We start from the raw sequence: 24,540 nt of genomic DNA, 5'->3' as shown, positions 1-24,540 counted from the left end.
GTAGAGCAGTTGCGTCCACGGCTGGGACCGCACCGACAGGGTCGAACGCATCGCCGCGTCCGCATCGTAGCCGTGCTCCCGATCGGTCGCGAGGCTTCCCGTTCGATTCGGGTATTTGATCTCGCCCACGGTTTCCAGCCTCGAGACGTATTCGTGCCGTAGAGTCGCTCCCAATCACGATCGTGGGGCTGTTGCTCTCGCACGCGGTACTCGTCACGTATTTATGATGTCGGTGCGAGTGACAGGGTATGACCGACGGCGACGATCGCCACTCCCTCTCGGAATCGATCAAGGGGCGGCTGCAGGACGGCGTCCAGCAGTCGGTGTTCAGGGAGAGGGGTCTGCTCGACCCCGACGCCGTCATCGACGAGGACCGCATCGTCGGCCGGGATCAACAGCTCGAGGACATCATCACCTATCTCCGGCCTGCGCTCCAGGGAAACCGACCGCCGAACATGTTGCTGTACGGCCCCTCGGGGACCGGGAAGTCCCTGATCATCAACGCCGTCTGCGAGCAGGTCGTCGAGCTCGCGGAGGCTCAGGGCGATCGCTTCGGCGTCATCCAGATCAACTGCCAGACGATCAAGTCCCACGATCGGGCGGTGTACCGCCTCGTCGAGAACACCGCGACGACGGCCGGCGTCGAGGTCGGCGTCCCCGAGAGCGGGGTGTCGACGGACCGAAAACTGAACCGGCTGTATCAGCTGTTGAGCGAGGAGTTCGACTCCGTCATCATCATCCTCGACGAGGTCGACCTCCTGGTCGGCCGCCAGCGCGATCCGAACGACGAACCCGCCTACTCGAAGCTGCTGTACCAGCTCTCGCGGGCCTCACAGCTCGGTCGGATCGACGGCCACGTCTCGGTCGCCGCGCTCACCAACGATCCCCGGTTCATGGAGGATCTCGACGGCCGCGCCGAGAGCTCGTTCAATCCCCAGGACGTCGTCTTCTCGGATTACGACGCCAACCAGCTCCAGGCGATCCTCGATCGCAGACGGGACGCCTACCAGGACGGGGTGCTCGAGGCCGGGATCATCCCGCTGAGCGCCGCCTTCGCCGCCCAGGATCACGGCGACGCGCGGAAGGCGATCGATCTCTTTCGGAAGGCCGGCGAGATCGCGAACCGCCGGGGCGAGGAGACGGTCCTCGAGGACCACGTTCGCGACGCCCAGCGGGAGGCCGAGCGCGATCGAACCCTGACCCAGATGCAGGGACTCTCGACCCAGAAGAAACTCTCCCTGTACGCCACCGCGATCGTGCCCGTCCACGCCGAGCGGAGCCTGAACGCGATTCCCAGCACCGTCGCCTATCGGGTCTACCAGTACCTGACCGAGCGACTCGACGCCGACAAGAAGTCCCGCGACTCCTACCTCCGATACATGACCGAGGCCGAGACGTACAACTTCATCACCTCGGAGAAACGCGGCCGCGGCTACGGCAGCGGCGTCCACAAGGAGTACACGTTCGTCGACGATCCGGCCGTCGTCGCCGAGACGTTACAGACTGACTTCCGCCTCGAGGAGATCGACGAAGCGGACGAGCTGATCCAGTCCGTCGTCAACGCACAGATCGACGAGTTCTTCGACGAAGCCTGAGTTCGAGCCTCTCGTCGTTGGAACTCGAGGCGCCAGCCTATGACACCGAAGCAGACGACGACACCGAAGCAGATTTCATCTCGCACACGGGGAGGGCGAGCCGAAACGCCGATACCGGCGTGAGTCGGCTCATCGTTCCCGCCAATTCATTTCGCACACGGGGTGTCGGAGGTTTCGGTCGACACTCGAGTCGGTTTCGGCCGATCGAGCCGGCGCTCGACACGGAAAATTCATCTCGCACACGGGGGGTGTCCGGAGTCGGCCGTGGGAACGTTTCACTTCGCACACGGGGAGCATCGGCTCGAGCGGGCCGATCGATCCGCCTTCGTCGCTCCGGCTACGGGAAGCGAAATCCGGAATCAGCAACCGCCGCCTCGAAGTAAAACGGTTTCAACGGGACCGGCCTTGCCACGCACACGCCGAATGAGTCGCCTGGATTCGATTCGACGCGAACTGGTCGGGTTGTGGGCCGGCGGCACCGGAAAGACGCTGCTGGCCATCGCGCTCGGCTGGGGGTTGCTGAACGGCACTCGGATGATCTACCCCGTCCTGTTGCCCTACTTCAGCGCCGAGTTCGATCTCACGCTCTCGACGGCCGGCCTGCTCGTCACGCTGATCTGGCTCGGCTACGCTGTCGGGCAGGTTCCCGGTGGAATGCTCGCCGATCGTCACGGCGAGCGCTCCGTGCTGACCGCGAGCGTCTCGATGGTCGTCGTCGGGGTAACCGTCGTCCTCCTCTCGCCGACCGCCGCGACCCTGTTCGGAGCGACGGCGCTGGTCGGCCTGGGACTCTCGCAGTACCCGATCGCCCGGATCACCGCGCTGTCGGATCTCTACCCCGATCGGATCGGACGAGCGCTCGGCGTCACGATGGCGGCCGGCGACATCGGCCAGACCGTGTTACCGCCGATCGCGAGCGTGCTGGCGGTCGCGGTCGCCTGGCGACTCGGCCTGGGCTTCGTCCTGCCGCTGCTCTGTATCACCGCGGTCGTCATCTGGCTGACGCTGCCGGCGCCCGATCCCGACCTCGAGGAGGGTGACGACGGCTCGAGCGAGAGCCTACGGTACGTGGTCCGGGAACTCCGCAGTCCCGTCCTCGCGGTCATGGGCGTGATCCTCTTTCTTTTTATCTTCGTCTGGCAGACGTTCTCGGCGTTCTACCCGACCTACCTCGTCGAACAGAAGGGGCTGTCCTCGACGATGGCCGGGGGGCTGTTCGGTCTCTTCTTCGCGGTCGGCGTCGTCGTCAAACCGGTCGCCGGAATGGCCTACGACCGCATCGGGCTTCGGGGCTCGCTTCCGCTTGTCCTGCTGGGATCGATCGTCGGCCTCGCGCTGTTGCCGTTCGTCGACGGACTCGTCGGACTCGTCTTCGTCACCGTCCTCTCGAGTACGATGCTCGGCTCCGGCGCGATCACGCAGTCGTACCTCGCCGAGATTATCCCGCCGGAGATCCAGGGAACAGGGCTGGGTGTAATCCGCTCGAGCGCCTCGGTGCTGGGTGCGTCGGGACCGCTCGTCTTCGGCGTGATCGCCGAGCGGGGGTACTTCGACGCCGGCTACCTCCTGCTGGCGCTGATCATCGCGCTCGGAACGCTGCTGACGCTGCGGATGCCACGGGAGTAGCCCCGCAGCCGATGCTCGCCCGCTGGAAAACCACAGCTCGACGTTCGCGTCGCTTTGGTTCACGCTGGGGTCGACCGACGGCAGCCGCGTCGTAACCAGAAAATCGCCGATAGGATTTTGCAGCGCGTTTCCGTCGATACCGGTCCGTGATCCGTCGCATGCTCGAGACGCCGCTGTTCGATCCCTCGGTCAACGAGACGATTCGGGCGGCCGTCCCCGACCCGCTGCGCCCGATCGTCGAGGTCGCGACCCACCTCGGCGATCCGGCGACGGTGCTCGTCGTCGCGCTCGGGTTCGCCTGGATCGGCTCGAGCCGCGAGCGCGGCGCCCGCGTGCTCGCGGTCGCGCTCGTCGCGTTCGCAGTTACGAACGGGCTGAAGGGACTGTTCGTCCTCGAGCGTCCCGTCGAACAGCTCGCCGTCGCCGCGGACGACTACGGCGGCTACGCGTTTCCGAGCGGGCACGCACTCGGGGCGGCGGCGGTCTACGGTGCGGTCGCGATCGCCGCCGAGTGGGTCAGACCGCGTCGGCGCTACGCGGTCGCCGGCGTCCTGATCGTCCTGGTCGCGCTCTCCCGACTCGTCCTCGGCGTCCACTACGTCGGCGACATCGTCGCCGGCACGGCGATCGGGATCGGCATCGCCGTCGGCGTGCTGTGGCTCCCGGCGATCGATCCCGGTCGCCTGTTCGCGCTTGCGGGCGCGCTCGCCGTCGCCTCGTACGCGACGCCGGCCCGCGCGTTCATGCCGGCGACTGTCGGCGCAGCACTGGGTGCCGTCGGTGCGTGGTACATCCTCGAGCGCCGTCCGAGCCGGCTCGAGGGCAGCCACGCGGCGTTCGGTCTCGCGGCGCTCGCGATGGTCGCCGTTCGGCTGCTGTCGACGACGCGGGGGGTCCACTGGAGTCTCGAGCTCGGCGGGTACGCGATCGCGGTCGGCGTCGCGGTGGCGTCAGCTCTCGGCTCTCACCGAACTCCGGAGTGAACGCGCACGATCGAGACGAGTACGAACGAACAGGACGGATCTCTTCTCGAGGCCGAGCCCGAGACGCTCAGTAGACGTAGTCGTCGGCCATCTGGCCGGGCGTGATCACGTCGACCTCGCCGGAGTACTCGTCGAGCGCGGCCAGCGTCGACTCGAGCCCCTCGATCGCCTCGCTCTCCTCGAGCTGGTAGAACCCGATCGAGGTGATCCCGCCCATCTCGGCGGTCCACTCGACGAGGCTTGCACCCTCGTCGCCGCTCGGGTTCGAGACCACCGAACAGAGGTGGGGGTTGCCGGCGTACCCCTGGGACTGGGTCTGACCCGCGAACGCCAGGTCGTAGTTCTCCTGGACGAGTTCGTACGTCTCCTCGTTGTACTGCGAGCCGGGGAACGCGAAGAACCGGCCGTCGTCGTCGTACCCCTCCTCCTCGAGCCACTCCGCGGGTTCGACGATAACGTCCTCGGCTCCGACCTCGTCGATCGAGCCCGCCTGTGCTCCGTTCGCGGTCTGGCAACCGATCGTCCACCCGTTCGCCGCGAGCTCCTCGACCTGGCTCTCGGTCAGTCGGTCGCCCTCGACGGCGGGGTCGGCCCGAAGTCGGTCGGTCGGCACGAACGTCGTCGCCGGGAAGTCGTACTGGGCGACCCGTGGCAGGGCCTCCTCGTAGTGGGTCTCGTAGCCGCCGTGGAACTGTAGCATCACCGTCGGGGTGTCGGGCTTTGGCACGAAGTGGAAGTCGTCGACCCACATCTCCTCGCCGGCGCCCTCGTCCTCGTCTTCGCCGTCCTCGGTCTCGCCGAACCAGCGGATGATCTGGAGGACGATGATCTCCTCCAGATTCGGATCGCCCCGAACGCGGGTGAGCCCGAAGTTGTGCCGCGCCAGCGGCATGTCCCCCATCACCTGCTGGCTGTACTCGACGTAGTCGCCGTTCTCGTCTTGCAGCTGGATCAACACCATTCCGCTATCGGAGGCGGTCATGGCCAGCCCCGGTGCCACGTCCCGGATATCGATCGGCTCGTCGGTCTCGCGGCGCACCCGCACCTGGCCGTCCTCGGAGTCCGGCAGGAGTCGCGCCGACTGCGAGCCGTCGTAGTACTGCTCCGTGTCGGCCTCGATCTCGCCGATATCCTGGAACGCCTGCCAGGGCTCGAGGTCCTCGAAGTCGTCGTACGTGCCGACCAGATCGCTGTGGTCGCCGTCCTCCTCCTCTTCGTCCTCTTCCTCCGGTTCCTCGTCGTCCGTTTCCGGCTCGTCGTGATCGTCGTCGCCGTTGGCCGCGTCGTCGTCGTGGTCCTCGTCGTCGGTCTCGCCCGGGCCGCCCATTTCCGAACAGCCGGCAAGCGCCACGACTGCTCCCGTCGCGGTCACGAGATAGGTTCGTCGGTCCATTGGTCCACCCGAGACCAACCTCGAACCACGGTTTGTTATGGACCGACCTCCCAGCTGTCCGACCAGTGTTACTGTGACGATAGTAACGGTAACCTGACCGTTCGACCGATTCGTTTCGGTCGTTCGGTCGACGATCCGTACTCGAGGCGGGCGATCCACCGGTAACGGAGTTCCGAAATCTCCTGTGGACGGCGGAATCGACGTCGAACCGTGGTAGCCGCCGTCTGTCCGGTTTCACCGACTCGGTTTCCGAATCGGAACGTCGACAGGTGCTACCTACCCTCGGTAGTCGAGGGCTGCGAACGGTCTCGATCGCTGACTCTACGAAATACTCGAACAAACTATATCCCGAACCGCGTTGGGTCGGTGTCTACGCGCATGAGTCTCGATACCATCGTCGAACGGTCGGCCTCCGTTCTCGGCTATCCGCCGGCAACCCACGGGCTTCTCAATCGGTACTTCGACTCCGCCGAGCTCGAGATCGCTCCTTCGGCCCGGATCTCGGTCGGCTGTCTGCTCCGTCGCCGGGTCGATATCGGGCCGTACGCCAGGCTGAGCCGGGGCTGTATCCTCGACGGCGACGTCAGGATCGGGCGACGGACGAACCTCGAGCCCGACTGCGATCTCGTCGGGGAGGTCGAGATCGGCAACTTCTGTGCGATCGCCCGCGAGAGCACCTTTCAGCAGACGAACCACCGGATCGACCAGCCGTCGATGCAGATCCGCCTCTACGAGGAGGTCCTCGACAGCGAACTCCCGCCGACGGCCGACGGTCCCATCTCTGTCGGCAGCGACGTCTGGATCGGGACGGGGGCGACGGTCCTCTCGGGTGTGTCGATCGGGGACGGCGCCGTCGTCGGTGCGGGAGCGGTCGTCACGAGAGACGTCGAGCCCTACGCGATCGTCGGGGGCGTACCGGCTGATCGGATCGGCTGGCGGTTCCCACCGGAGGTTAGATCCCGGCTGCTCGAACTCGAGTGGTGGGAGTGGAGCGACCGGCGTATTCGCGAGAACCGGGCGTTTTTCGAGCGCAGCCTCGGCGAAACCGAGGACGTCCCGCTCGCGCGGTCGGCGCCGACCGACTGACGGCTCTCGCCTCCTAGCCGCGGTCGCCGCCCCGATCGCTCAACACTCGATCGACTCGAGCGGACCGCACAGCTGAGCGGCCGTGAACTCGGCGATCGCGGGCGCGCCGGCCAGAAAGAGCAACAGGAGGGCGAACGTCAGGAGGGCGATGAGCTTTCCGACCATCGCCATGGTTGTCAACGGTTGACACGATAAGTGTATCGGGCGTTCCGGGGCCGTCGGTTCGAACGAACCGGAAGTGGAGGAACCGAGAGCCCCATCAGGGAGCGAACCCACCGCCGTTCCGCGAGTCGAACTGAACCGTCGGTTCGAGCGGCCGGAAAGTAACGAGAGACAAACAATAGGACTCGTCGGACTGTCTCGGCGTGACCGGGAGCCGATGGTCGTTCGGATCGCGCGACGCGATGACGGCTCCCTCGACCGCCACCGATGTCAGGACGGGATCTCGACTCCGGGGAGGGCTCGCGGCGCTCGAGCCGATGGTGGGGGCTGCTCGCGGTCGCGGTGACGCTCGTTCGAACGCAGCTGACGACTGCGCGGGGCCGCACGCTCGCGACGATCCTCGTCGTCGCGCTGACGGTCGCGAACCTCGTGCTCGTCACGGGCGTCGCGCTCGCGCTGGCCGACGACGGGGAGGTAGAGCACGACGCCGACGCCCGGATCGTGGCCGACGACGCCGATATTCACGGCTCGGTCACCGGCGTCGAACCGCCGCGGCTGGGCGAGAGCCCCGACCGGGTCGAACTGATCGCCGACCGTGACGGCGTCGCCCACGCCTCGCCCGTGCTCCGGGAGCCGATTCGAGTCGACCACCCCGAGGCCGACGACTCGGCGTACCTCCTGCTCGTCGGCGTCGTTCCCGGCGACGAGCCGTCGACGGTGGCGGAGCTCCCGACGGCGGGTCTCGAGGACGAACCGGCCGCCGCTGACGACACCGAACTCGTCCTCTCGAGGGCTGCCGCCGCCGAGCTCGGCGTCGAACCGGGCGAGGGACTCTTCCTCGAGGGCGTCGAGCGTCACTCGGCGACGGTTAGCGTCGTCGAGGAGGGGCCCGACGGCGAGCCGCCCGTCGCACTCGTCGAGTTCGCGGTGCTCCAGTCGCTGTCGGGTACCGAGGGGAACGGACTGGCCGACGAGGTGTTGATCTGGGGCGAGGACGACGCGATCCGGGAGGGGGCGACCGAGGCGTACCCCGACGCCGCGCTCGAGAACGATGGGACAACTGACGTTCGAGCGCTGTTCGGTGACGGCCTCGCGCTCGCGACGAGTGTTCTCGCGCTGGTCGTCGCGCTCGGCGTCTGTTCGCTACTGGTGGCGACCACCGCGGGAATGCGAGTCGAGGCCGATCGCCGGACGCTCGCGACGCTGGGCGCGGTCGGGTTCCCGACCGGAAGCCGGCTGGCCGTCGTCGCGACGACGACGCTCGCGACCGCGACTGCCGGCGCTCTGCTGGGCGTGGCCCTCGGAGTCGTCGGCATTCGGGTGACGAACGCGGTCGCGACCGCGACGGTTGCCCCCGAGGCGGTTGCGACCCTGCACCCGCTGGTAGTTCCGTACGCGTTAGCGGTCGCCGTCGTCTCGACGCTGGTCGCCCTGCCGTACCCGCTCGCACTCGCGGCCCGAACCGACGCCCTCGCGGAGGTGGGTCGGTGAGCCGCGCCTCGCTCGCTCGGGTTCGCGCCGTCGTCGGCCTCGGACTCGCCCAGCTTCGTCACTCCCCGGGTCGGACCGCGCTCGCGGTCGGCGGGGTCGTGCTCGCGGTGCTCTCCGTGACGCTGCTCGCCAGCCTCGGTGTCGGCGTCGTCGAGACCGGCCAGGAGCAGTTCGACGACGCCGGCCGGGATATCTGGATCACCGGCGGCCCCGCGGCCGGCGGCGAGAACGAGGTCGTCGACGCTTCGGCCGTCGCGGCCGACCTCCGCGAGCGCGAGGGCGTCGGCGACGTCTCGACGGTCGCGATGCACGACGTCTACCTCGGCACCGACCCCGACGCCGTCGAGCCGATCGCCGCCGTCGGCGTCGAGGGCACCCACGGCCACTTCGAGTTCGAGGACGGCGACGGGTTCGACGGCGCGATGACCGCCGACGGAGACGAGGAGATCCGCTCGAGCGTCGTCGTGCTCGATCCCGCCACTGCCGACCGGTTCGACGTCGGGGTCGGCGACACCGTCTACGTCGGCGCCGGACGCCAGGCCGTCGACGCCTACACGGTCGTCGGCGTCGGCTCGTACTACTCGCAGTTTCTGGGGACCGAGGCCGCGACCCTCCGCCTGCCGGAACTCCAGTCGATGACCGGCACCGCCGGCTCGAGTCGGGCCTCGTTCGTCACGGTCAACCTCGAGGACGGCGCCGACCGCGAGGCGTTCGCCGACGACGTTCGGGCGGAGTACCCGACGTACGACGTCCGCACCGCCGACGACCAGTTCGCCGCGATGGTGAGCGACCGGCACCTCGTCGTCGCAAGCGGGGTCGCGCTCGTCGGACTGGCGATCGTCGGCGGCGTCGCGCTGACGACGAACCTGTTCGTGCTGGTCGCCTACCAGCAACGCGAGACGCTGGCGGCGCTGCGGGCGATCGGCCTCTCGCGGCGGCTGCTGGCCGGGACGATCGGCGTCCAGGGTGCGGTCGTCGGCCTCCTCGGCGGCGCGATCGGCGTCGCCGCGACGCCGGTCCTCGCGACGGGACTGAACCGCCTCTCGACGACCGTCATCGGCTTCGAACGGCTGGTTCGGACGCCCCTCGAGGTGTTCGCCCTCGGGTTCGCGGTCGCCGTCGTCGTCGGGGTCCTCGTCGCGCTCATCACGGGCTGGCACGCGAGCCGATCGGCGACGGTGGCAGTGCTCGAGTCCTGAGTCGAATCAGGCCCATTATAGGTGGCGCCCCCGTCGGTCGAACCGTATGTGGCCGCTCGGACACGCAGCTATCGGCTATCTCTGTTACGCGCTCGCGACACGGACCCGATTCGATCGACCGCCTGGCGAGTTTGCCCTCCTCGTCCTGCTGGTCGGCACCCAGTTCCCCGATCTGATCGATAAACCCCTGGCGTGGTACCTGGGCGTGATCCCGACCGGCCGAACGCTGGCGCACTCCCTGCTGTTTCTGGTTCCGGTCTCGGTCGGCGTCTACCTCCTCGCGCGGCGGTACGGCCGCCCCGAGTACGGGTTCGCGTTCGGACTCGGCGCGATCTCGCACACGCTGGTCGACGCTCTGCCGGCGCTGTGGGGCGGTACCGACCCGAGCTTCCTGCTGTGGCCCGTGCTTCCCGTCGAGGGCTACGAGTCGGGCGCACCGACGGTGACCGCCCTCTTCCTCGAGTCGCTGGGCGACCCCTACTTCCTCTCGGAGTTCGCTCTCGCCGCCGTCGCACTCGTCGTCTGGCGACGCGACGGCTATCCCGGACTCGCGGCGATCCGAACGCTGCTCGAGCGGGTTCTCCCCGGTCGTTCGACGCACGACTCGAACTGACCGCTCGCCGAGCCGAACGTCGATTCCTCTCGCGTTCTCAAGATATTCAATTGGCCGACAGAACTATTTCGACGTAGGTGATCGACGTGACTGCGGGGAATACGATTGCCGGAGACTGACCGTTAGGGCACGAGCGGTCCCGGCACCGGCCGGCGGGGACCGGCCGTCGGCGTGATCGGTGTTCGACTCCAACGGGCCGTCTCGACGCTCACGTCGAGTCCCGCTCGACGGCGTCGACCGTTTCGAGCCGATAGTACTTCGTCGTCGTCTCACCCGGTAGATCCGATCGCGGCTCGCTTCGCGGGCGCGTACACTTGAGCCACCCCGACTCGAGCGCTTCGGCGGTCTCGAACTCCTTGCTGGTGCCGTCGACGAACTCGACGACAACGGTCATTCGGTCTCCCTCGGACGGTATTCGGGTCCGATGCGATCGGGAATGCTCTCGGTCCGACTCCGCGTTCCGGATCGTCGTCGAACCTCGAACCGATCCGCGGTGCCGCGCTGTACTCGAGCGTCCATCTCGATTCCTTACCGCTACTCGATAGATCGAAAGTATATGCTTTGTGGAGGATGCCGACCGCCGTTACTCGACCGTGACGCTCTTGGCGAGGTTCCGGGGTTTGTCGATCGACCGACCCAGCTCGTGGGCCGTCCAGTAGGCGACTCGCTGGAGCTGGACGTTCGCGACCATCGAGCTCGTGATCTCGCCAGCCGGCGGCACCTCGAGGACGTGGTCGGCGTAACGGCCGACCTCCGATCGGCCGTCGGTGACGGCGACGACCGGCGTCCCCCGGGCCTCGACTTCCTTGACGTTCCCGATGGTCTTCTCGGCGCGGCGGCCGTCGCCGGTGACGATGGCGAACACCGGCGTCTGCTCCGTGACGAGCGCGAGCGGCCCGTGTTTGAGCTCGCCGGCCGCGAACCCCTCGGCGTGTTTGTACGTGATCTCCTTCATCTTCAGCGCGCCCTCGAGGGCGACGGGGTAGTGATACCCCCGCCCAATAAAGAAGTAGGCGCTCGCGTCGGCGTACGTCGAGGCGACCTCGCGGGCGGCGTCCTCGTCGAGGACGGACTGGATTCGGTCGGGAACCGACCGCAGCTCGCGGACGAGCTCCCGGGAGCGGTGGTCGCTCAGTGAGGCCGCGAGCATCGTCAGTGCGGCCTGCTGGGAAGCGAAGGTCTTCGTCGCGGCGACGCTGATCTCCGGTCCGGCGCGGATGTACAGCACGCGATCGGTCTCGCGGGCGGCCGAGCTGCCGACGACGTTCGTCACGGCGACCGTCGTCGCGCCGGCGGCGTTCGCCTCTCGGAGCGCGCGCAGGGTATCCGCGGTCTCGCCGCTCTGGGTGACGCCGACGACGACCGAGTCGGTGTCGATCGGCATCGACTCGGCCTCGAACTCGCTGGCCAGGTAGGCGTGGGCCGGAACGCCCCACTCCCGGAACAGCTGCGCGCCGAATAGCGCCGCGTGGTAGGAGGTGCCACAGGCGACGAACGTTACGGGCGGGTTCAGCTCGAACCCCTCGAACTCCTCGAGAGTGACCCGGCCGCTGAGCTCGTCGAGCCGACCCCGGAAACACTCCCGGAGCGACGACGGCTGCTCGTTGATCTCCTTTCGCATGTAGTGGTCGTAGCCGCTCTTGCCGGCGTCCTCGGGGTCCCACTCGATCGTCTCGATCGAGGTCTCGACGACCCGGCCCTCGCTGTCGGTGACCGAGATCTCGTCGCCCTCGAGCCGGGCGAACTCGCCGTCCTCGAGGTAGATCACTCGATCGGTGAACTCGATGAACGCGGGGACGTCGCTGGCGAGGTAGGTACCGTCGTCAGCGAGGCCGAGCACCAGCGGCGACTCGTGGCGCGCTGCGTACACCGTCTCCGAGCCGGCGAAGACGGCCGCCACGGCGTAGCTTCCCTCGAGTCGACCGATCGCCGCGCGGAACGCGGCCTCGTGGTCGAGCCCGTCCTCGAGGTAGCCGGCGATCAGGTGGGGGATGACCTCCGTGTCGGTCTCGCTGCGGAACTCGACGCCCTCGGCCGAGAGCTCGTCGCGCAGCCCCTGGTAGTTCTCGATGATCCCGTTGTGGACGACTGCGACCCGGTTCTCGGCGTCCGTGTGGGGGTGAGCGTTGCGGTCCGACGGCCGTCCGTGGGTGCTCCAGCGGGTGTGGCCGATCCCCGTGGTCTGGTTGCCGAGCTCGGCACCCGCGAGCGCGTTCTCGAGCGCCGAGAGCTCGCCCTGGCGCTTGTGGACGTCGAGTCTGCCGTCAGCGAGCGCGATCCCCGCCGAGTCGTACCCCCGGTACTCGAGCTGGGAGAGGCCGTGGAGCAGAACGTCGGCCGCGTTCGAGCGGTCGGCGCCGACGTAGCCGATGATTCCGCACATCAGCTCCACACCTCCGCGTCGGCGGCGATCGTTCCGCCGACGGTCGACCCCCCGTGGCAGACCGCGCCGTGGCCGACGACCGTTCCGGGCTCGTAGGTCACCCCGCCGACGTCGCGGACGTGATCGGCCAGCACCGCGCCGAGGATCGTCTCCCGGTGGACGCGGTCGCCGATCTCGACGTCACCCGGGCCGCCGACGACCGTCGAGTTCGGACCGATCCCGACGCCCCGTCCGGTTACGCAGTCTCGCAGCGTGGCGCCGTTGTCGACGCGAGTGTCGGCGTCGAGTACCGACCGTTCGACCGTCGCGTTCGATCCGATGGTGACGTTCTCGCCGAGACAGACGTTCGGTCCGACGACCGCGCCGGGGCCGACGACGCAGTCGTCGTCGATCACGACCGGCTCGAGCACCGTCGCGTCCTCGTGGACCGACGCGCTCGCGGCGATTTGCCGTTCCTCACCCTCCTCGAGCAGGTCGTCGGCGATCCGCAACAGATCCCACGGGTAGGTGGCGTCGATCCAGGTTCCCTCCGAGACGACCCCTCGGACCTCGTCGCCGGCCTCGAGCAGCGTCGTGATTCCGTCGACCAGCGACTGCTCGCCAGCGCGAGGCTCGCTCCGGCGAATCGCCTCGAAGATCGACGGCTCGAAGGCGTAGACACCGGCATTGAGCTGATAGCCCCGGTCGTCACGCGGGTTCTCGACGATCTCCGTAACGACACCGTCCTCGAGGAGCACGCCGCCGTACCGGGTGACGTCGGCCCGTCGGACCAGCCCCAGCGTCGCCGTCGCCGACTCCTGGTCGTGGGCCGCGATGACGTCCTCGATGATTCGGCTGTCGATCAGCTGATCGCCGTTGACGACGAGTGCCTCGCCCTCGATCGCCGGCTCGGCCGCGAGCAGCGCGTGGCCGCTGCCGAGCTGTTTGTCCTGAGCGACGTACGTCAGGGGCACGTCACGGTAGCTCGGGCCGAACTCGGACTGTACCCGGGTCCGGCGGTAGCCGACGACGACCGTGATGTCGGTGACGCCGGCGTCGATCAGCGCGTCGAAAACGTGCTCGAGGATCGGTTTCGTCGCCGCCGGAAGCATCGGCTTCGGCCGGTGTGTCGTCAGGGGCCGAAGTCGTCTCCCCTCCCCTGCCGCGAGCACCACTGCGGAGTATCCCATGTCTGTTGACAGCTAGCACCGGCTATTATTCCTTTCGACTGGGGATTCCGGCCGTACCGCCTCCCGTTTCCGATCGAGCCTCCATCGGCCGCGCTCAGGGCGCTCGAGGGGTCACGCGGCGTCTCGAGCACCCTCGTCCCGTCGACGCGGTGTCCGCCGATCGGATCGTAACCGGCTCTCGATACGCGCATATAATTATCCGCGACCTGTCCAGCCCCCCGTTCGGTTTCGATGCTGCAACACCCGTTAGATGCCCAATTATTCCTGGAAGCCGGTCAATTACAGAGTGTGATATGCTCGTCGGTCCAACCGCGCTATGGCAGAAAAGAACACGAACCGCGGCACGATGAAGCGACGAGGGTATCTCAAAGGACTCGCGGCGGGCGGACTCGGCGTCGGAACACTTTCGGTGGCGAGTACCCGTACGCGTGCGGATGCAGGGAAGGACGACGAAAAGAAGGACGATGAGAAGGAAGAGGAGGAGGAAGCGAAGAGTCACGAGATCAACGGCGACGATCTGTACCTGGTCTTCGGCGCCGACTCCTCCGAGAAGGATCTCGACAGCTGGGTCGACAAGCACCGCGACGAGATCAACGGCGACTCAGGGGAGTCCCTCCCGAACGTCATCCAGTACCAGGAGGTCTCCCAGCTCAACGTGCTCCAGCAGGGCAACGCCATCAGCATCGCTATCGACGGCGGTGACGCGACGGCCGTCCAAGAGACCGAGCAGGACAACGTCAACGTCCAGGACGCGAGTGCGGAGTCGATAGACGTCGCACACGAGACGAGAGACGAGACGTTCTACGACCCCAGCCGGGTGTACATCGTCTTCGCAGAGGAGACCGGCTGTCGGACGTTCTCGGGCTGGGTCGCCAGGGAGGACTCCTACCGGAACGAACAGTCGGCCCGGGCGACGATCGAACAGACCCAGACGGTCGACCAGTTCAACTACAACAGTCAGAGCGCCTCGATGGCCCTCGCCGAGAAGGGCAGCTGCGCCCGGTCCTACCAGCGCAGCTGGCAGGCGAACGAGAACTACCAGCACGCCGAGGCCGTCGCGGCGAACATCGGCGAAGGGGACCGACAGGAGGCCGAAGCGTCGGTCGAGCAGGCCCAGGACGTCTCCCAGCTCAACGTCAGCGAGCAGGGCGTCGCCATCGCGATCGCCGTCGGCGAGTGTAGTACCGCGGAGGCCTACCAGCTGAGCTCCCAGCTCAACGTCAACGAGCAGACCGCCGACGCGACGGCGATCAGCTTCGGCTTCCGGTCGGCCGACGATATCCTCGACTGCGCCGAGATGGAGGGCGAGCTTCCGGACGGCGCCGTGGAGCGAACGGACGACGGCAAGCACCAGTCGAACGGACAGGGGGCGTCGGCGGATATCACGCAGGTCCAGCGCGTCGGCCAGGAGAACATCAACCTGCAAAACGCTGCCATCGCGCTCGCCAAGAAAGACAGCGACGCGACCGCCCGACAGGTGAGCTACCAGGGCAACTTCAACGCGCAGGTGGCCACCGCGGAGGGGCTGAACGTCAGCGACGGACGCTGCAGCGCGTGTACGGTGCTCAACGGCGCCGCCGCTAACGACGACGGCTCCTGGGCGCTGGCCTACGAGAACGGCGACAGCGACATCGACCTCGAGGCGGCCGCCGCCGAGATCGACCAGTACCAGTTCGTCGAGCAGGTGAACGTCAACGAGCAGTTCAGCGCGATCGCCTACGCTACCCACTGCGGCGAGGCGACGGCCGAACAGCTGAACTACCAGGCGAACCAGAACGTCCAGCTGACCGAGGCGCGCGCGGTCGGCGAGGGCGACGGCGAGGAGAAAGACGAAAAGAAGGGGAAGAAGGACGACAAGGACAAGAAAGACGAGAAGAAGAACGGCAAGGACGAGAAGGACAAGGACGAGAAAGAGAAGAAAAAGACGACGCACTAGGGCGTAGACGACCGATCATCGCTCGAACGTTCTGAACGCTCCGGGCGGACCGTAATCGCCGATCCGTTCCTTTCGAAACCTCCTCGAGCGGGCGTTGCGCCGTCCAGCGTTCGCCGTCGCTCGCCGGACTCAACCGCGACAGACCCGGGTAGCTACGTTCGGTAGCCCGGTCCGTTGAAAAGCAGCCGATTCAGTCCCGATCCGTCTCGCTCCAGTCGCAGTCCTGGCATTTTTGTCCCGTGACGAACTCCGTGACCGACGGCATGTAGCCGACCTCGAGGACGTCCCCGCCGCAGTCGGGACACTCCCTGTCGGCCTCCTCGATCGCCTCGGCGTCCATGACGGAGTCGTCCTCGATCAGCTCCGCGAGTTTCTTCGCCGTGACCATTCGTCCCTGAACGACGCGATTTTCGCTCACGCTCGAGTGTGTGGCCCCGACACCCCTAAGCGTTTCTCGGTCGGCTCGGATCGCGGCGTCGCGTTCGGGCCGAATCACTATCGGTCCGTCCGACGGAGCGACGCGCATGGATCACGACGAGTGGACCGACCGACTCGAGTCGACGACGGTGACCGTCGACGGCCACGACCTCGAGATGGCGTACGCCGACGAGGGCGACGGCCAGCCCCTGGTGTTCCTCCACGGGATCCCGACGTCGTCGTACCTCTGGCAGCGGGTCGCGCCGGAGTTCACCGACGACTACCGCGTGATCGTCCCCGACATGGTCGGCTACGGCGAGTCGACGATGGACGACCGGTTCGACCGTTCGATCCGGGCCCAGGAGCGGGCGGTCGCCGACCTGCTCGAGCAGCTCGGCCTCGACTCGCTTTCCTTCGTCGGTCACGACCTCGGGGGCGGGGTCGGCCTGCGCTACGCCGTTCACGAACCCGACGCGGTCGACGAGCTCGTACTCTCGAACGCCGTCTGCTACGACTCCTGGCCGATCGAGACGATCGTCGATCTCGGCCTTCCGTCGACGATCGAGGGAATGGGTGTCGACGACCTGACCGACACGCTCGAGTCGGTGTTTCGCGGGACGCTGTACGGCGACGACGCCGACGACGCTTTCGTCGAGGGGATGGTCGACCAGTGGGCCTCCGAGGAGGGGATGGTCTCGCTGTCCCGAAACGCGATCGGGACGAACACGAGCCACACGACCGAGATCGATCCGTCCGCGGTGACTGCCCGCACGCTCATGCTCTGGGGCGCCGAGGACGAGTTCCAGCCGATCGAGTACGCCGAGCGTCTCGAGAGCGATATCGACGGCGCCGACTGCGTCGGGCTCGAGGAGGCGAACCACTGGGTTCCCGAGGACCGCCCAGAGGCCTATCGCGAGGAGCTGCGATCGTTCCTCCAGTCTTAGTGGGTTCTGTATTCAGTCCGGATCGTGAATCCGAATCGGCCGAATCGTCGGAGAGGGAGGCGTACCGAACAGGCGAGAAGGTAAAATCGACGCTTGAGCTTAGAGAAGGATTTTATGCACCTGTGGACGATCATCTGACATGAACCGCCGCCAAGGGCTTCTCAGTCTTGGTGTTGCACTCTCAATTACGCTCGCTGGTTGCGTAAGCGAGAGTGGTAGCACCGACGACGGGAACGGATCAGACGACGACCCGAACGGCGACAGAGCGGTTTCGACCGACGGGTTTGAACGACAGATCTCGATACCGGACGCCGACGACATCCCGAGCAACGCACCCGTCGAGTTCGATGTGCAAGTAGTTGAAGAGACTGTGACGGCCGACGGAACTGGGTTTATCGAGGTCTCCGCTACGAACACGAGCGATACTGAAAAGCAGATTTGGAGTCCGTACTACAAGGGATCGAGCTCAGCCGATAGCGAGGCGGGCATACTCCTCTACTCGCTTACAGCTCCTGATAGCCCCGAAGAAGACTATACTCCGGACTGTATTGAAAACCCGAAAGCCACGGACGAATACGTCGAAATGACGGACGAAGGCCCGCTAAGTCACACACTCGGTCCCAACGAAACGGGGACGGATCGGCTCATTGTCGTCGACGATCCAACCGTCGAAGGATGTTTTCCGACTGGCGAGTATCGCTTCAAAAACGCTCATGAGTATGCTGGTACCGAGTTCACGTGGGGATTTACGCTCAGAATCACTAATGCAGACACAAATTAATTACTTCTTCCGGTAGTCGTCGTAAACCGGTGTGTTGCTCCCCGTGACACGTATAGAGCAGCCACTCCTTCGAGGACAAACTGCACCTGAGACGAACGCGCGGTACAGAGAAACTCGAATCACTGTTTGAGCGTGGAAAGTTATTTGTACAATTCTTGTCGTTATCCATACATGAATCGTCGTCAGCTCCTCGCCAGTGCTGGTCTTGGCCTCTCCCCGGCGATTACCGGTTGCACTGCACTCGGCCAGACCGAGTTAACTCTCGTCCTCGTCTCCACGAACGACGATCTGGATATCCTTTCGTTCGATATAGAGGTAATTGAAGACACGCTATCTGACGATTCGTTTCCAACACTCGACATCTCTGTTGAGAACGGTAGTGAGGAAACAGCTGCATGGGAGCAGGCAGGGAACGATTTCGCTTTCCCGGGACGATCTGTAGCTGGTGGCGGACTTGTGATCGGATTGGAAGGCGAGATCGAGACGCAATTATTGGAAGGAGGCGGATGTGCCCGCGTGGAACGAGGAATCGGCCGAGACGATGTGCTGATAACGACGGATCTCGAACCCGGTGAATCCATCGAGCAACGGTATGGTATTGCGGGGTCCGACTACGAGCTGGATGAGAGGTGTCCAGAGCCCGGAATCTATCGCACAACCTACAAATATGGCGATCATGGCTCGTGGGCGTTCAGATTTGAACTCGAAGCGTAAGATCGTCATCGGGTAACGCGATCTCTATCCGCTTCCCTTATTGCCCGTCTGTTGTGACGACGGCCGAGCTTCACCCACTATGAAGACCGTGCTACGATCTACTGCTACCGACCGACGTTTTCGCCGCTCTCCCACCCTCGAGGGGAGTCGTTCAGCCGTTCGCAGCCCTCGTCGGTGACGACCACGAGGTCCTCGATCCGCACCCCGAACTCGCCCTCGAGGTAGATCCCCGGCTCGACGGAAAAGACCATCCCGGGCTCGAGTTCGCGGTCGTTGCCCGCGGTGATGTAGGGCGGCTCGTGGACCTCGAGGCCGACGCCGTGGCCGGTGCGGTGGACGAAGGCGTCGCCGTAGCTCGCGTCCTCGATCACCGAGCGAGCGATGCGGTCGATTTCGCCGGCCTCGACGCCGGGTTCGACGGCCTCGACGGCTGCCCCCTGGGCCTCGCGGACGACCTCGTGGACCCGCTCGTACTCGGCGGGGGGCTCGCCGACGACGATCGTCCGGGTCTGGTCACCGGGGTAGCGCGCGGTTCCCGCCTCGAGCTCGCTCTCGACGAACGCGCCGAAGTCGAGCACGATCGGCTCACCCCGGTCGATCTCGCGATCCCCGGGGTGGTGGTGGGGACGGGCGCCGTTCGGCCCCGCGGCGACGATCGTCTCGAAGGCGGGCTCGCCCCCGCCTTCCGCCGACAGCAGCGAGTCGATCTCGCTCGCGAGTTCGGCCTCGGTCGTCCCGACGAGTTCCTCGCCCCGGGAGCGGAGCTCGAGGGAGACGCGGTCGGCGATCGCGCCCGCTCGGCGAAGCGCCGCGAGTTCGGTCTCGTCCTTGCGGATGCGAAGCTCCTCGAGGGCCGCGCTCGCGAGGCCGAACTCGGCGTCGGGGAGCAGTGAGCGTAGGTCGTGGTTGAACGTCGTCCACATGCGGTCGTCGAGCAAGACGGTCGACCCCGTAGTCCCGTCTTCCTTCTCGAGCGCCATCCCCTCGAGGACGTCCTCGACGACGATCAGTGGATCCGTCTCGTCGTCCCAGAGCCGAACGTCGGGTAGCCCGAGCGAGTCGAGCTGTGCCCCGTACATCGCGGGCGCGACGATCGCGGGCGACCCGCTCTGTGGGACGAACAGCAGGAAGTGGCGTTCGGACGGTGATTCGACGAACCCGGACAGGTAGGTCAGGTTCGGGCTCGGAAAGCAGACGAGCAGCTCCGCGCCGACGGTCTCGAGTCGGCGCCGACAGGCCTCGATGCGGGCGTCGAACGGCGGGTGCATGTGACGAGCGTTTCTCCCGTCCCGAAAAGAGCGTTCGGGTCGCGGGGACGTCGAACGGACGGCGTAGCGACCGGTCTCCCGGTCGAAACGATACCAGGGGGTATTAGAGGTCCAGGCTGGTGCAAGCCGCGAACCGACCCGCTAGGGTCCTGTTTCCCTTCAGCGAATGCGAAATACGGAGCACCGGCTGCCCGACGGACGGACCGACGGGCGACGAGCGGACGGGGGGAGCCGCCCCGACGAGACGGACGACGGTGACGACGGTCCGGGCTGTCCGGGATCGCTGATCGTCGTCTCGAACCGCCAGCCGTACCGCCACGAGTACGAGTCCGAGGCCGAATCGGACGGCGAGGACCGGTCGATCGTCGTCGACGAGCCCGCCGGCGGACTGACCGCCGGGCTGGACCCGGTCGTCCGGGAGGCCAACGGCACCTGGATCGCCTGGGGCGACGGCGAGGCCGACTTCGCGGTCACCGACGCGAACGACTGCGTCTCCGTGCCGCCCGGGGAGGACGCCTACACCCTTCATCGGATCGGCCTCTCGGAGGAGGCCGTCGACTCCTACTACTACGGCTTCAGCAACCAGGTCCTCTGGCCGCTCTGTCACGAGTTTCCCGACCTGATCAGGGAGCGAGACGGCTGGACGAACGACTTCGAGTGGTACCGAACGGTCAACGAGCGGTTCGCCGACGCCGTCGCCGAGCACGCGACGGCCGAGTCGATCGTCTGGATCCAGGACTACCACTTCGGGCTCGCGCCGCGGTTGATCCGCGAGCGGATCCCGAAGGCCGCGACGATCGCACACTTCTGGCACATCCCGTGGCCGACGCCGGAGACGTTCGCGGAGTGTCCCGTCCGCGAGGAGCTGCTCGAGGGGCTGCTCGGCAACGACCTGCTGGGCTTCCACGTCGATCGGTACGCGCGGCTGTTCCTCGAGTGCGTCGAGCAGTACCTCGACGGCGCGGTCGTCGACCACGAGGAGTGGCTTGTCGACTACGACGAGGGGACGACGCGGCTGGCGACTGCAGCGATGGGGATCGACGCCGAGAGCCACGACGAGAGTGCCCGGGCGGTCGAGGAGACGGACGCACTGCTCGAGGAGTTCGGCGTCTCTCCCGAGGTCACGCTCGGACTCGGCGTCGACCGCCTCGACTACTCGAAGGGGATCCCCGAACGTCTCGCCGCCCTCGAGCGGTTCTTCGAGCGCAACCCCGATCGGCGCGGGACGTTTACGTTCCTCCAGAAGGCGACGCCCTCCCGGACCGGCATTCCGGCCTACGAACGGCTCGGCGACCTGGTCCGCAGCGAGGTCACCAGGATCAACAGCCGGTTCGGCACCGACGACTGGCAGCCGATCGTCTACACCGAGGAGTACGTCCCCCAGGAGAACCTCTGCGGGCTCTACCGGCGGGCCGACGTCATGGTCATCAGCCCGCTGCTGGACGGGATGAACCTCGTCGCCCAGGAGTACGTCGCCTCCTGCGTCGGCGAGGGCCCCGCGAGCGAAACGGCGCCGGGCGAACCCCACGGCGACGGCGTCCTGTTGTTGAGCGAGCGAACCGGCGCTCACGAACGGCTCGGCGACGACGCGGTGACGATCGATCCGACCGACACCGACGCGTTCGCCGCCCAGCTCGAGACCGCGCTGGCGATGCCGGCCAGCGAGCGACGACGCCGGATGCGGTCGCTGCGGACCGACGTGTTCGAGGCCGACCTCGAGGCGTGGATGGACAGCCAGTTCGCGTCGATCCGCCGTCTTCACGACCCGAACGAGTCGGACGACGACGGTCCCGGCGCGCGGACCCCACAAATATAGTATGCAACGACAGCAAACGAAGCCGAATCCGATCGACGAGGTACGGCCCCGGATCCGAACGCGACTCGAGGCGGCGACGGAGCTTCTGTTGTGTCTGGACTTCGACGGCACGCTGGCGCCGATCGTCGACGACCCCGACGAGGCAACCCCGACGCGAGCCGTCAGCGACGTCCTCGAGACGCTCACCGACCAGCCGGATGTAACGACCGCGATCGTCAGCGGGCGCGGGCTCGCCGACGTCCGCGAGCGCGTCGACGGTCCGCGGATCTACGCGGGCAACCACGGCCTCGAACTCGAACGGGGCGATTCGGTCGCGGTCCACCCGATCGCCCGAAAGCGCGCCGCGCGCGTCGACGCGGTCTGCGAGGCCCTCGAGATCGCCCTCGATCCGGTTCCGAACGCCCGCGTCGAGAACAAGCGCCTGACCGCTACGGTCCACTACCGGTCGGTGCCCGAACCCGCGAGACCACAGGTCGAGCGACTCACCCGCGAGACCGTTTCCCGGTTCGGGGGTGAGGGGCTCGAACTCTCGACCGGGAAGGCGATCCTCGAGATCGGCCCCTCGATCGACTGGGGGAAGGGAAACGCCGTCGGAATGCTCGTCGCCGACCGCTCGGACGGGACGGTTCCGATCTACATCGGCGACGACGTCACGGACGAGTCCGCGTTCCGAACCGTCGAACCCCGGGGCGTCGGCGTCCGCGTCGGCGACGACGCCCCGACGGCCGCGTCGGGACGCGTCCGCTCGCCCGGGGGGGTCGCCTCGCTGCTCGAGTGGTTCGCGACGACGGGTGTCGAACACGTTCGGGACGACTCCGCCACTCCCACGACTCGGACTGCTGACAGTGGATGAGCCGACGGCCGAGAGGCCGCTTTTGTAGCTCCAGGAGCGCTGGGACGTTCAATATGTCATTCGAATCGGGTCGACCGGTCGGAGTCGAAAGAATTAGTCACCACTGGAAATATAGTGGCAGGTGCGAGCGTGACCGAGAGTGAAACTACGACAACCAACTGACTTCCTGATCCTCGAGGAGCTCGAGGACAAGGGACGCAACGTCGCGACCAACCTGGCGGCCCACACCGGCAAGAGCCGCAAGAACATCAACACCCGACTGCCGGTGCTCGAGGATTACGGGCTCGTCGAGAAGATCGGTCCGGCCGAGCGCTCCGGGCTCTACGAGATCACCTCGCTCGGGCGGGCGGCGCTGGTCTACCGCGACCAGTACGACGAGACCGACGACTTCGAGTCGCTTATCGAAGGGCCATCCCCGGAGATCGACGAGTCGACCGGCGAGCAGGGGAGTTTCGCCCGCGGCGAGAACGAGACCGACGAGGAGTAGACTCCTCGACGCGTTTTCGGCCGATCACAACGTCAAGCCGCCGCTGTAGGACTCGAGTTCCCGGCGCGAACACGCCGAGAACGTCAAACTCAGTGCGCGGTCGCGTCCCGCCGTCGACGGGTAGACCGTTCCACAGCGCGATCGGTCCTGTTCGTAGTCGGGATCCCAGGCGTAGCTGCTGAGCATCGGCGTCGCGACGACGGTCTCCTCGCTTCGGAAGGCGACCCCGTGATCGTGCTCGAGCCCGAGTGCGTGCCCGAGTTCGTGCAACAGGATCTGGATCGTCCGAGTCGGGCGCTCGTTGGGAACGGTCCGGTGGACCGCCTCGCCGTCCCGAACCGTCCCAAGTTCCGTGATCGGCGGTAGCGTCGCGAGGTAGCGGGCGCCGCCGACGGACGCGACGTGGGGCAGCGCGAACCCGGTCGGTGCGGTCGTCATCTGGCCGTCCGTAACGAGCAGGTTGACGTCCGAAACCGGGTCGACGTCGCCGATCCCGACCGCCCCCGTCGCCAGCGTCGCGGGCCACTCGCCGCCGCTGGTCACGCGGGCGCCGTCCTCCGTCGAGACCGCGACCGTTCCGCCGACCGACAGCTCGAGGTCCCAGTACTCGTCGGACAGCAACGCCTCGAGGTAGTCGCGAACGCGGTCGGCGATCCCGTCGTATCCCGCAGCCCGCTCGGAGAACCAGAGTCGAACCTCGAGTCGGTCGGTCGGCTCCCGCCTCGCGTAGCCGACCGTTCCGACGGTGGCGACCGAGGCGGTCGACCCGGCCAGCCCGACCAGCAGCTGGCGCCGCGTCAGGGCCGGTCTCTCGTCGCTCGCGTCCTCGTCGTTCATGTTCGCTGAAATCGATCTCGGCGCGCGTTTGGCGACCCCTACGGACTACGATGGCTCACCCTAAAACGGTTCCATTCGGACTATTGACCGTCAGGGAACCCGTACTGTCGGCTTCGGAGCCGACGACACCGCGGTCGCGTTCGAACTACGCGCGCGGCCTCGCCCTCGAGCCGAACCGCCGCTCGAGCCGGCAGCGCCGCGGGGTCGATCGGAGCGAGCAGCAGTAGCTCGCCCGACTCCGTTTCGACCAGCCGTCGGTCGGGGTCGTCCTGCCGAAGACAGGGACTCCAGTCGCCCGATCGGAGTCGGCGGGCGACCTCCCAGCCGGTGTAGTAGCTCCCGTCGGACCCTTCGAGAACCGCTTCGGTCCGCAGATCCTCGATCACGGTCCCTCCGCCGGCGGCGCTCGAGCGGCCCCTCGCCACGTTCGTCCTCGCTCGCTCATCGGCCGAACCGTCTCGGGCCGACCCTATCGTCGGTCGGGTTAACAGTTGCGACAGTTATGTGCGGGAGAGTGTCTCCGGCCCGGAACTGATCCCATTGGCTGACGGTCGTTTCGTCGAACCCCTCGAAATGATGACGTCGACAGTGGTGTCTGCCGTGGCCGCTCGGGGTGGCTCGGATTCGAGACTGCCCGTAGAGCCGGATAGCGCTTCTGGACCGTGGGATCGCCGATAGCGATAGCCGGTAACGCGATTGCTTCACCCAGGGTTTGGTGTGAAACTCGTGTTACGTGTAGGCGGACCATGTATCAGTTCGGTCCGACCGCTCTTCCTGCGGTGGCGTG

General features: G+C 66.7%; 23 protein-coding genes. 14 read left to right on the top strand and 9 right to left on the bottom strand.

Annotation, left to right across the window (positions count from 1 at the left end; all coding sequences use genetic code 11):
- Positions 1-248 precede the first annotated feature (248 nt).
- The 3 genes from QA609_RS06955 to QA609_RS06945 all read left to right on the top strand — a co-directional run bounded on the left by QA609_RS06955 (position 249) and on the right by QA609_RS06945 (position 4,204).
- On the top strand, positions 249-1,595 hold the full coding sequence (locus QA609_RS06955) for an orc1/cdc6 family replication initiation protein (RefSeq protein WP_278301867.1): 1,347 nt from the start codon (positions 249-251) through the stop codon (positions 1,593-1,595).
- 423 nt (positions 1,596-2,018) lie between these two features.
- Complete coding sequence (locus QA609_RS06950) at positions 2,019-3,221, top strand: MFS transporter (RefSeq protein WP_278301866.1); 1,203 nt, start codon at positions 2,019-2,021, stop codon at positions 3,219-3,221.
- 146 nt (positions 3,222-3,367) lie between these two features.
- Positions 3,368-4,204 (top strand): phosphatase PAP2 family protein, encoded by an 837-nt coding sequence (locus QA609_RS06945; RefSeq protein ID WP_278301865.1) that lies wholly within the window; start codon positions 3,368-3,370, stop codon positions 4,202-4,204.
- Between the two features lie 67 nt (positions 4,205-4,271).
- On the opposite strand, the gene QA609_RS06940 is transcribed toward QA609_RS06945, so the two are convergent.
- Positions 4,272-5,597: a polysaccharide deacetylase family protein gene (locus QA609_RS06940; protein ID WP_278301864.1), complete on the bottom strand. Its 1,326-nt coding sequence runs from the start codon at positions 5,595-5,597 to the stop codon at positions 4,272-4,274.
- Positions 5,598-5,975: 378 nt separating this feature from the next.
- On the opposite strand from QA609_RS06940, the gene QA609_RS06935 reads away from it, so the two are divergent.
- Positions 5,976-6,683: a DapH/DapD/GlmU-related protein gene (locus QA609_RS06935; RefSeq protein WP_278301863.1), complete on the top strand. Its 708-nt coding sequence runs from the start codon at positions 5,976-5,978 to the stop codon at positions 6,681-6,683.
- A 39-nt stretch (positions 6,684-6,722) separates the two neighbouring features.
- Here the strand turns inward: QA609_RS06935 and QA609_RS06930 are convergent, their stop codons facing one another.
- Positions 6,723-6,848 carry a hypothetical protein gene (locus QA609_RS06930; protein ID WP_278301862.1) on the bottom strand — a complete coding sequence of 42 codons (126 nt, stop codon included), beginning with the start codon at positions 6,846-6,848 and terminating at the stop codon, positions 6,723-6,725.
- A gap of 264 nt (positions 6,849-7,112) precedes the next feature.
- Here QA609_RS06930 and QA609_RS06925 point away from each other — a divergent pair, with 264 nt between their 5' ends.
- Genes QA609_RS06925 through QA609_RS06915 form a run of 3 tightly spaced genes read left to right on the top strand, consistent with a single transcriptional unit; the run spans position 7,113 to position 10,148 of the window.
- Positions 7,113-8,336, top strand: a complete 1,224-nt coding sequence (locus tag QA609_RS06925) for an FtsX-like permease family protein (protein ID WP_278301861.1) — start codon at positions 7,113-7,115, stop codon at positions 8,334-8,336.
- Positions 8,333-9,535, top strand: coding sequence for an ABC transporter permease (locus tag QA609_RS06920; RefSeq protein ID WP_278301860.1), 1,203 nt, complete (start codon positions 8,333-8,335; stop codon positions 9,533-9,535). Before QA609_RS06925 ends, QA609_RS06920 begins: the two co-directional genes overlap by 4 nt.
- A gap of 46 nt (positions 9,536-9,581) precedes the next feature.
- Positions 9,582-10,148, top strand: coding sequence for a metal-dependent hydrolase (locus tag QA609_RS06915; RefSeq protein WP_278301859.1), 567 nt, complete (start codon positions 9,582-9,584; stop codon positions 10,146-10,148).
- A gap of 208 nt (positions 10,149-10,356) precedes the next feature.
- Here the strand turns inward: QA609_RS06915 and QA609_RS06910 are convergent, their stop codons facing one another.
- The 3 genes from QA609_RS06910 to QA609_RS06900 form a co-directional block, all read right to left on the bottom strand.
- Positions 10,357-10,542, bottom strand: coding sequence for a hypothetical protein (locus QA609_RS06910; protein WP_278301858.1), 186 nt, complete (start codon positions 10,540-10,542; stop codon positions 10,357-10,359).
- Between the two features lie 189 nt (positions 10,543-10,731).
- Positions 10,732-12,531, bottom strand: a complete 1,800-nt coding sequence (gene glmS / locus QA609_RS06905; protein ID WP_278301857.1) for a glutamine--fructose-6-phosphate transaminase (isomerizing) — start codon at positions 12,529-12,531, stop codon at positions 10,732-10,734.
- On the bottom strand, positions 12,531-13,700 hold the full coding sequence (locus QA609_RS06900; protein WP_278301856.1) for a sugar phosphate nucleotidyltransferase: 1,170 nt from the start codon (positions 13,698-13,700) through the stop codon (positions 12,531-12,533). Before QA609_RS06900 ends, glmS begins: the two co-directional genes overlap by 1 nt.
- A gap of 316 nt (positions 13,701-14,016) precedes the next feature.
- On the opposite strand from QA609_RS06900, the gene QA609_RS06895 reads away from it, so the two are divergent.
- Complete coding sequence (locus QA609_RS06895) at positions 14,017-15,636, top strand: hypothetical protein (protein ID WP_278301855.1); 1,620 nt, start codon at positions 14,017-14,019, stop codon at positions 15,634-15,636.
- A gap of 190 nt (positions 15,637-15,826) precedes the next feature.
- Here QA609_RS06895 and QA609_RS06890 read toward each other — a convergent pair whose 3' ends face one another.
- Entirely contained in the window at positions 15,827-16,054 is a 228-nt protein-coding gene (locus tag QA609_RS06890; protein ID WP_005558915.1) for a DUF5795 family protein, read from the bottom strand.
- Positions 16,055-16,160: 106 nt separating this feature from the next.
- Here QA609_RS06890 and QA609_RS06885 point away from each other — a divergent pair, with 106 nt between their 5' ends.
- From QA609_RS06885 to QA609_RS06875, 3 genes are all read left to right on the top strand, one after another.
- A complete protein-coding gene (locus QA609_RS06885; RefSeq protein WP_278301854.1) occupies positions 16,161-16,997 on the top strand; it encodes an alpha/beta hydrolase in 837 nt (278 codons plus the stop codon).
- 139 nt (positions 16,998-17,136) lie between these two features.
- Complete coding sequence (locus QA609_RS06880) at positions 17,137-17,778, top strand: hypothetical protein (RefSeq protein ID WP_278301853.1); 642 nt, start codon at positions 17,137-17,139, stop codon at positions 17,776-17,778.
- 171 nt (positions 17,779-17,949) lie between these two features.
- Positions 17,950-18,492, top strand: coding sequence for a hypothetical protein (locus tag QA609_RS06875; RefSeq protein WP_278301852.1), 543 nt, complete (start codon positions 17,950-17,952; stop codon positions 18,490-18,492).
- A gap of 104 nt (positions 18,493-18,596) precedes the next feature.
- On the opposite strand, the gene QA609_RS06870 is transcribed toward QA609_RS06875, so the two are convergent.
- Positions 18,597-19,760: a Xaa-Pro peptidase family protein gene (locus QA609_RS06870; protein ID WP_278301851.1), complete on the bottom strand. Its 1,164-nt coding sequence runs from the start codon at positions 19,758-19,760 to the stop codon at positions 18,597-18,599.
- A gap of 166 nt (positions 19,761-19,926) precedes the next feature.
- Between QA609_RS06870 and QA609_RS06865 the strand changes: the two genes are divergently transcribed.
- The 3 genes from QA609_RS06865 to QA609_RS06855 all read left to right on the top strand — a co-directional run bounded on the left by QA609_RS06865 (position 19,927) and on the right by QA609_RS06855 (position 22,916).
- The gene (locus QA609_RS06865) at positions 19,927-21,576 is read left to right on the top strand and encodes a trehalose-6-phosphate synthase (RefSeq protein ID WP_278301850.1); all 1,650 of its coding nucleotides are present in this window, start codon (positions 19,927-19,929) and stop codon (positions 21,574-21,576) included.
- Between the two features lies 1 nt (position 21,577).
- Positions 21,578-22,429, top strand: coding sequence for a trehalose-phosphatase (gene otsB / locus QA609_RS06860; protein ID WP_278301849.1), 852 nt, complete (start codon positions 21,578-21,580; stop codon positions 22,427-22,429).
- 139 nt (positions 22,430-22,568) lie between these two features.
- Positions 22,569-22,916, top strand: a complete 348-nt coding sequence (locus QA609_RS06855; RefSeq protein ID WP_278301848.1) for a winged helix-turn-helix domain-containing protein — start codon at positions 22,569-22,571, stop codon at positions 22,914-22,916.
- A gap of 24 nt (positions 22,917-22,940) precedes the next feature.
- On the opposite strand, the gene QA609_RS06850 is transcribed toward QA609_RS06855, so the two are convergent.
- Both QA609_RS06850 and QA609_RS06845 read right to left on the bottom strand, forming a co-directional pair.
- Complete coding sequence (locus tag QA609_RS06850; RefSeq protein ID WP_278301847.1) at positions 22,941-23,753, bottom strand: hypothetical protein; 813 nt, start codon at positions 23,751-23,753, stop codon at positions 22,941-22,943.
- A gap of 80 nt (positions 23,754-23,833) precedes the next feature.
- Entirely contained in the window at positions 23,834-24,178 is a 345-nt protein-coding gene (locus QA609_RS06845; protein WP_278301846.1) for a hypothetical protein, read from the bottom strand.
- Positions 24,179-24,540: the final 362 nt, after the last annotated feature.

The sequence above is a fragment of the Natronococcus sp. A-GB7 genome (assembly GCF_029688865.1).
Lineage (GTDB): Archaea > Halobacteriota > Halobacteria > Halobacteriales > Natrialbaceae > Natronococcus.
Note: the sequence above shows the minus strand (reverse complement) of the source record. Positions and strands in the feature narration are given on the sequence as shown.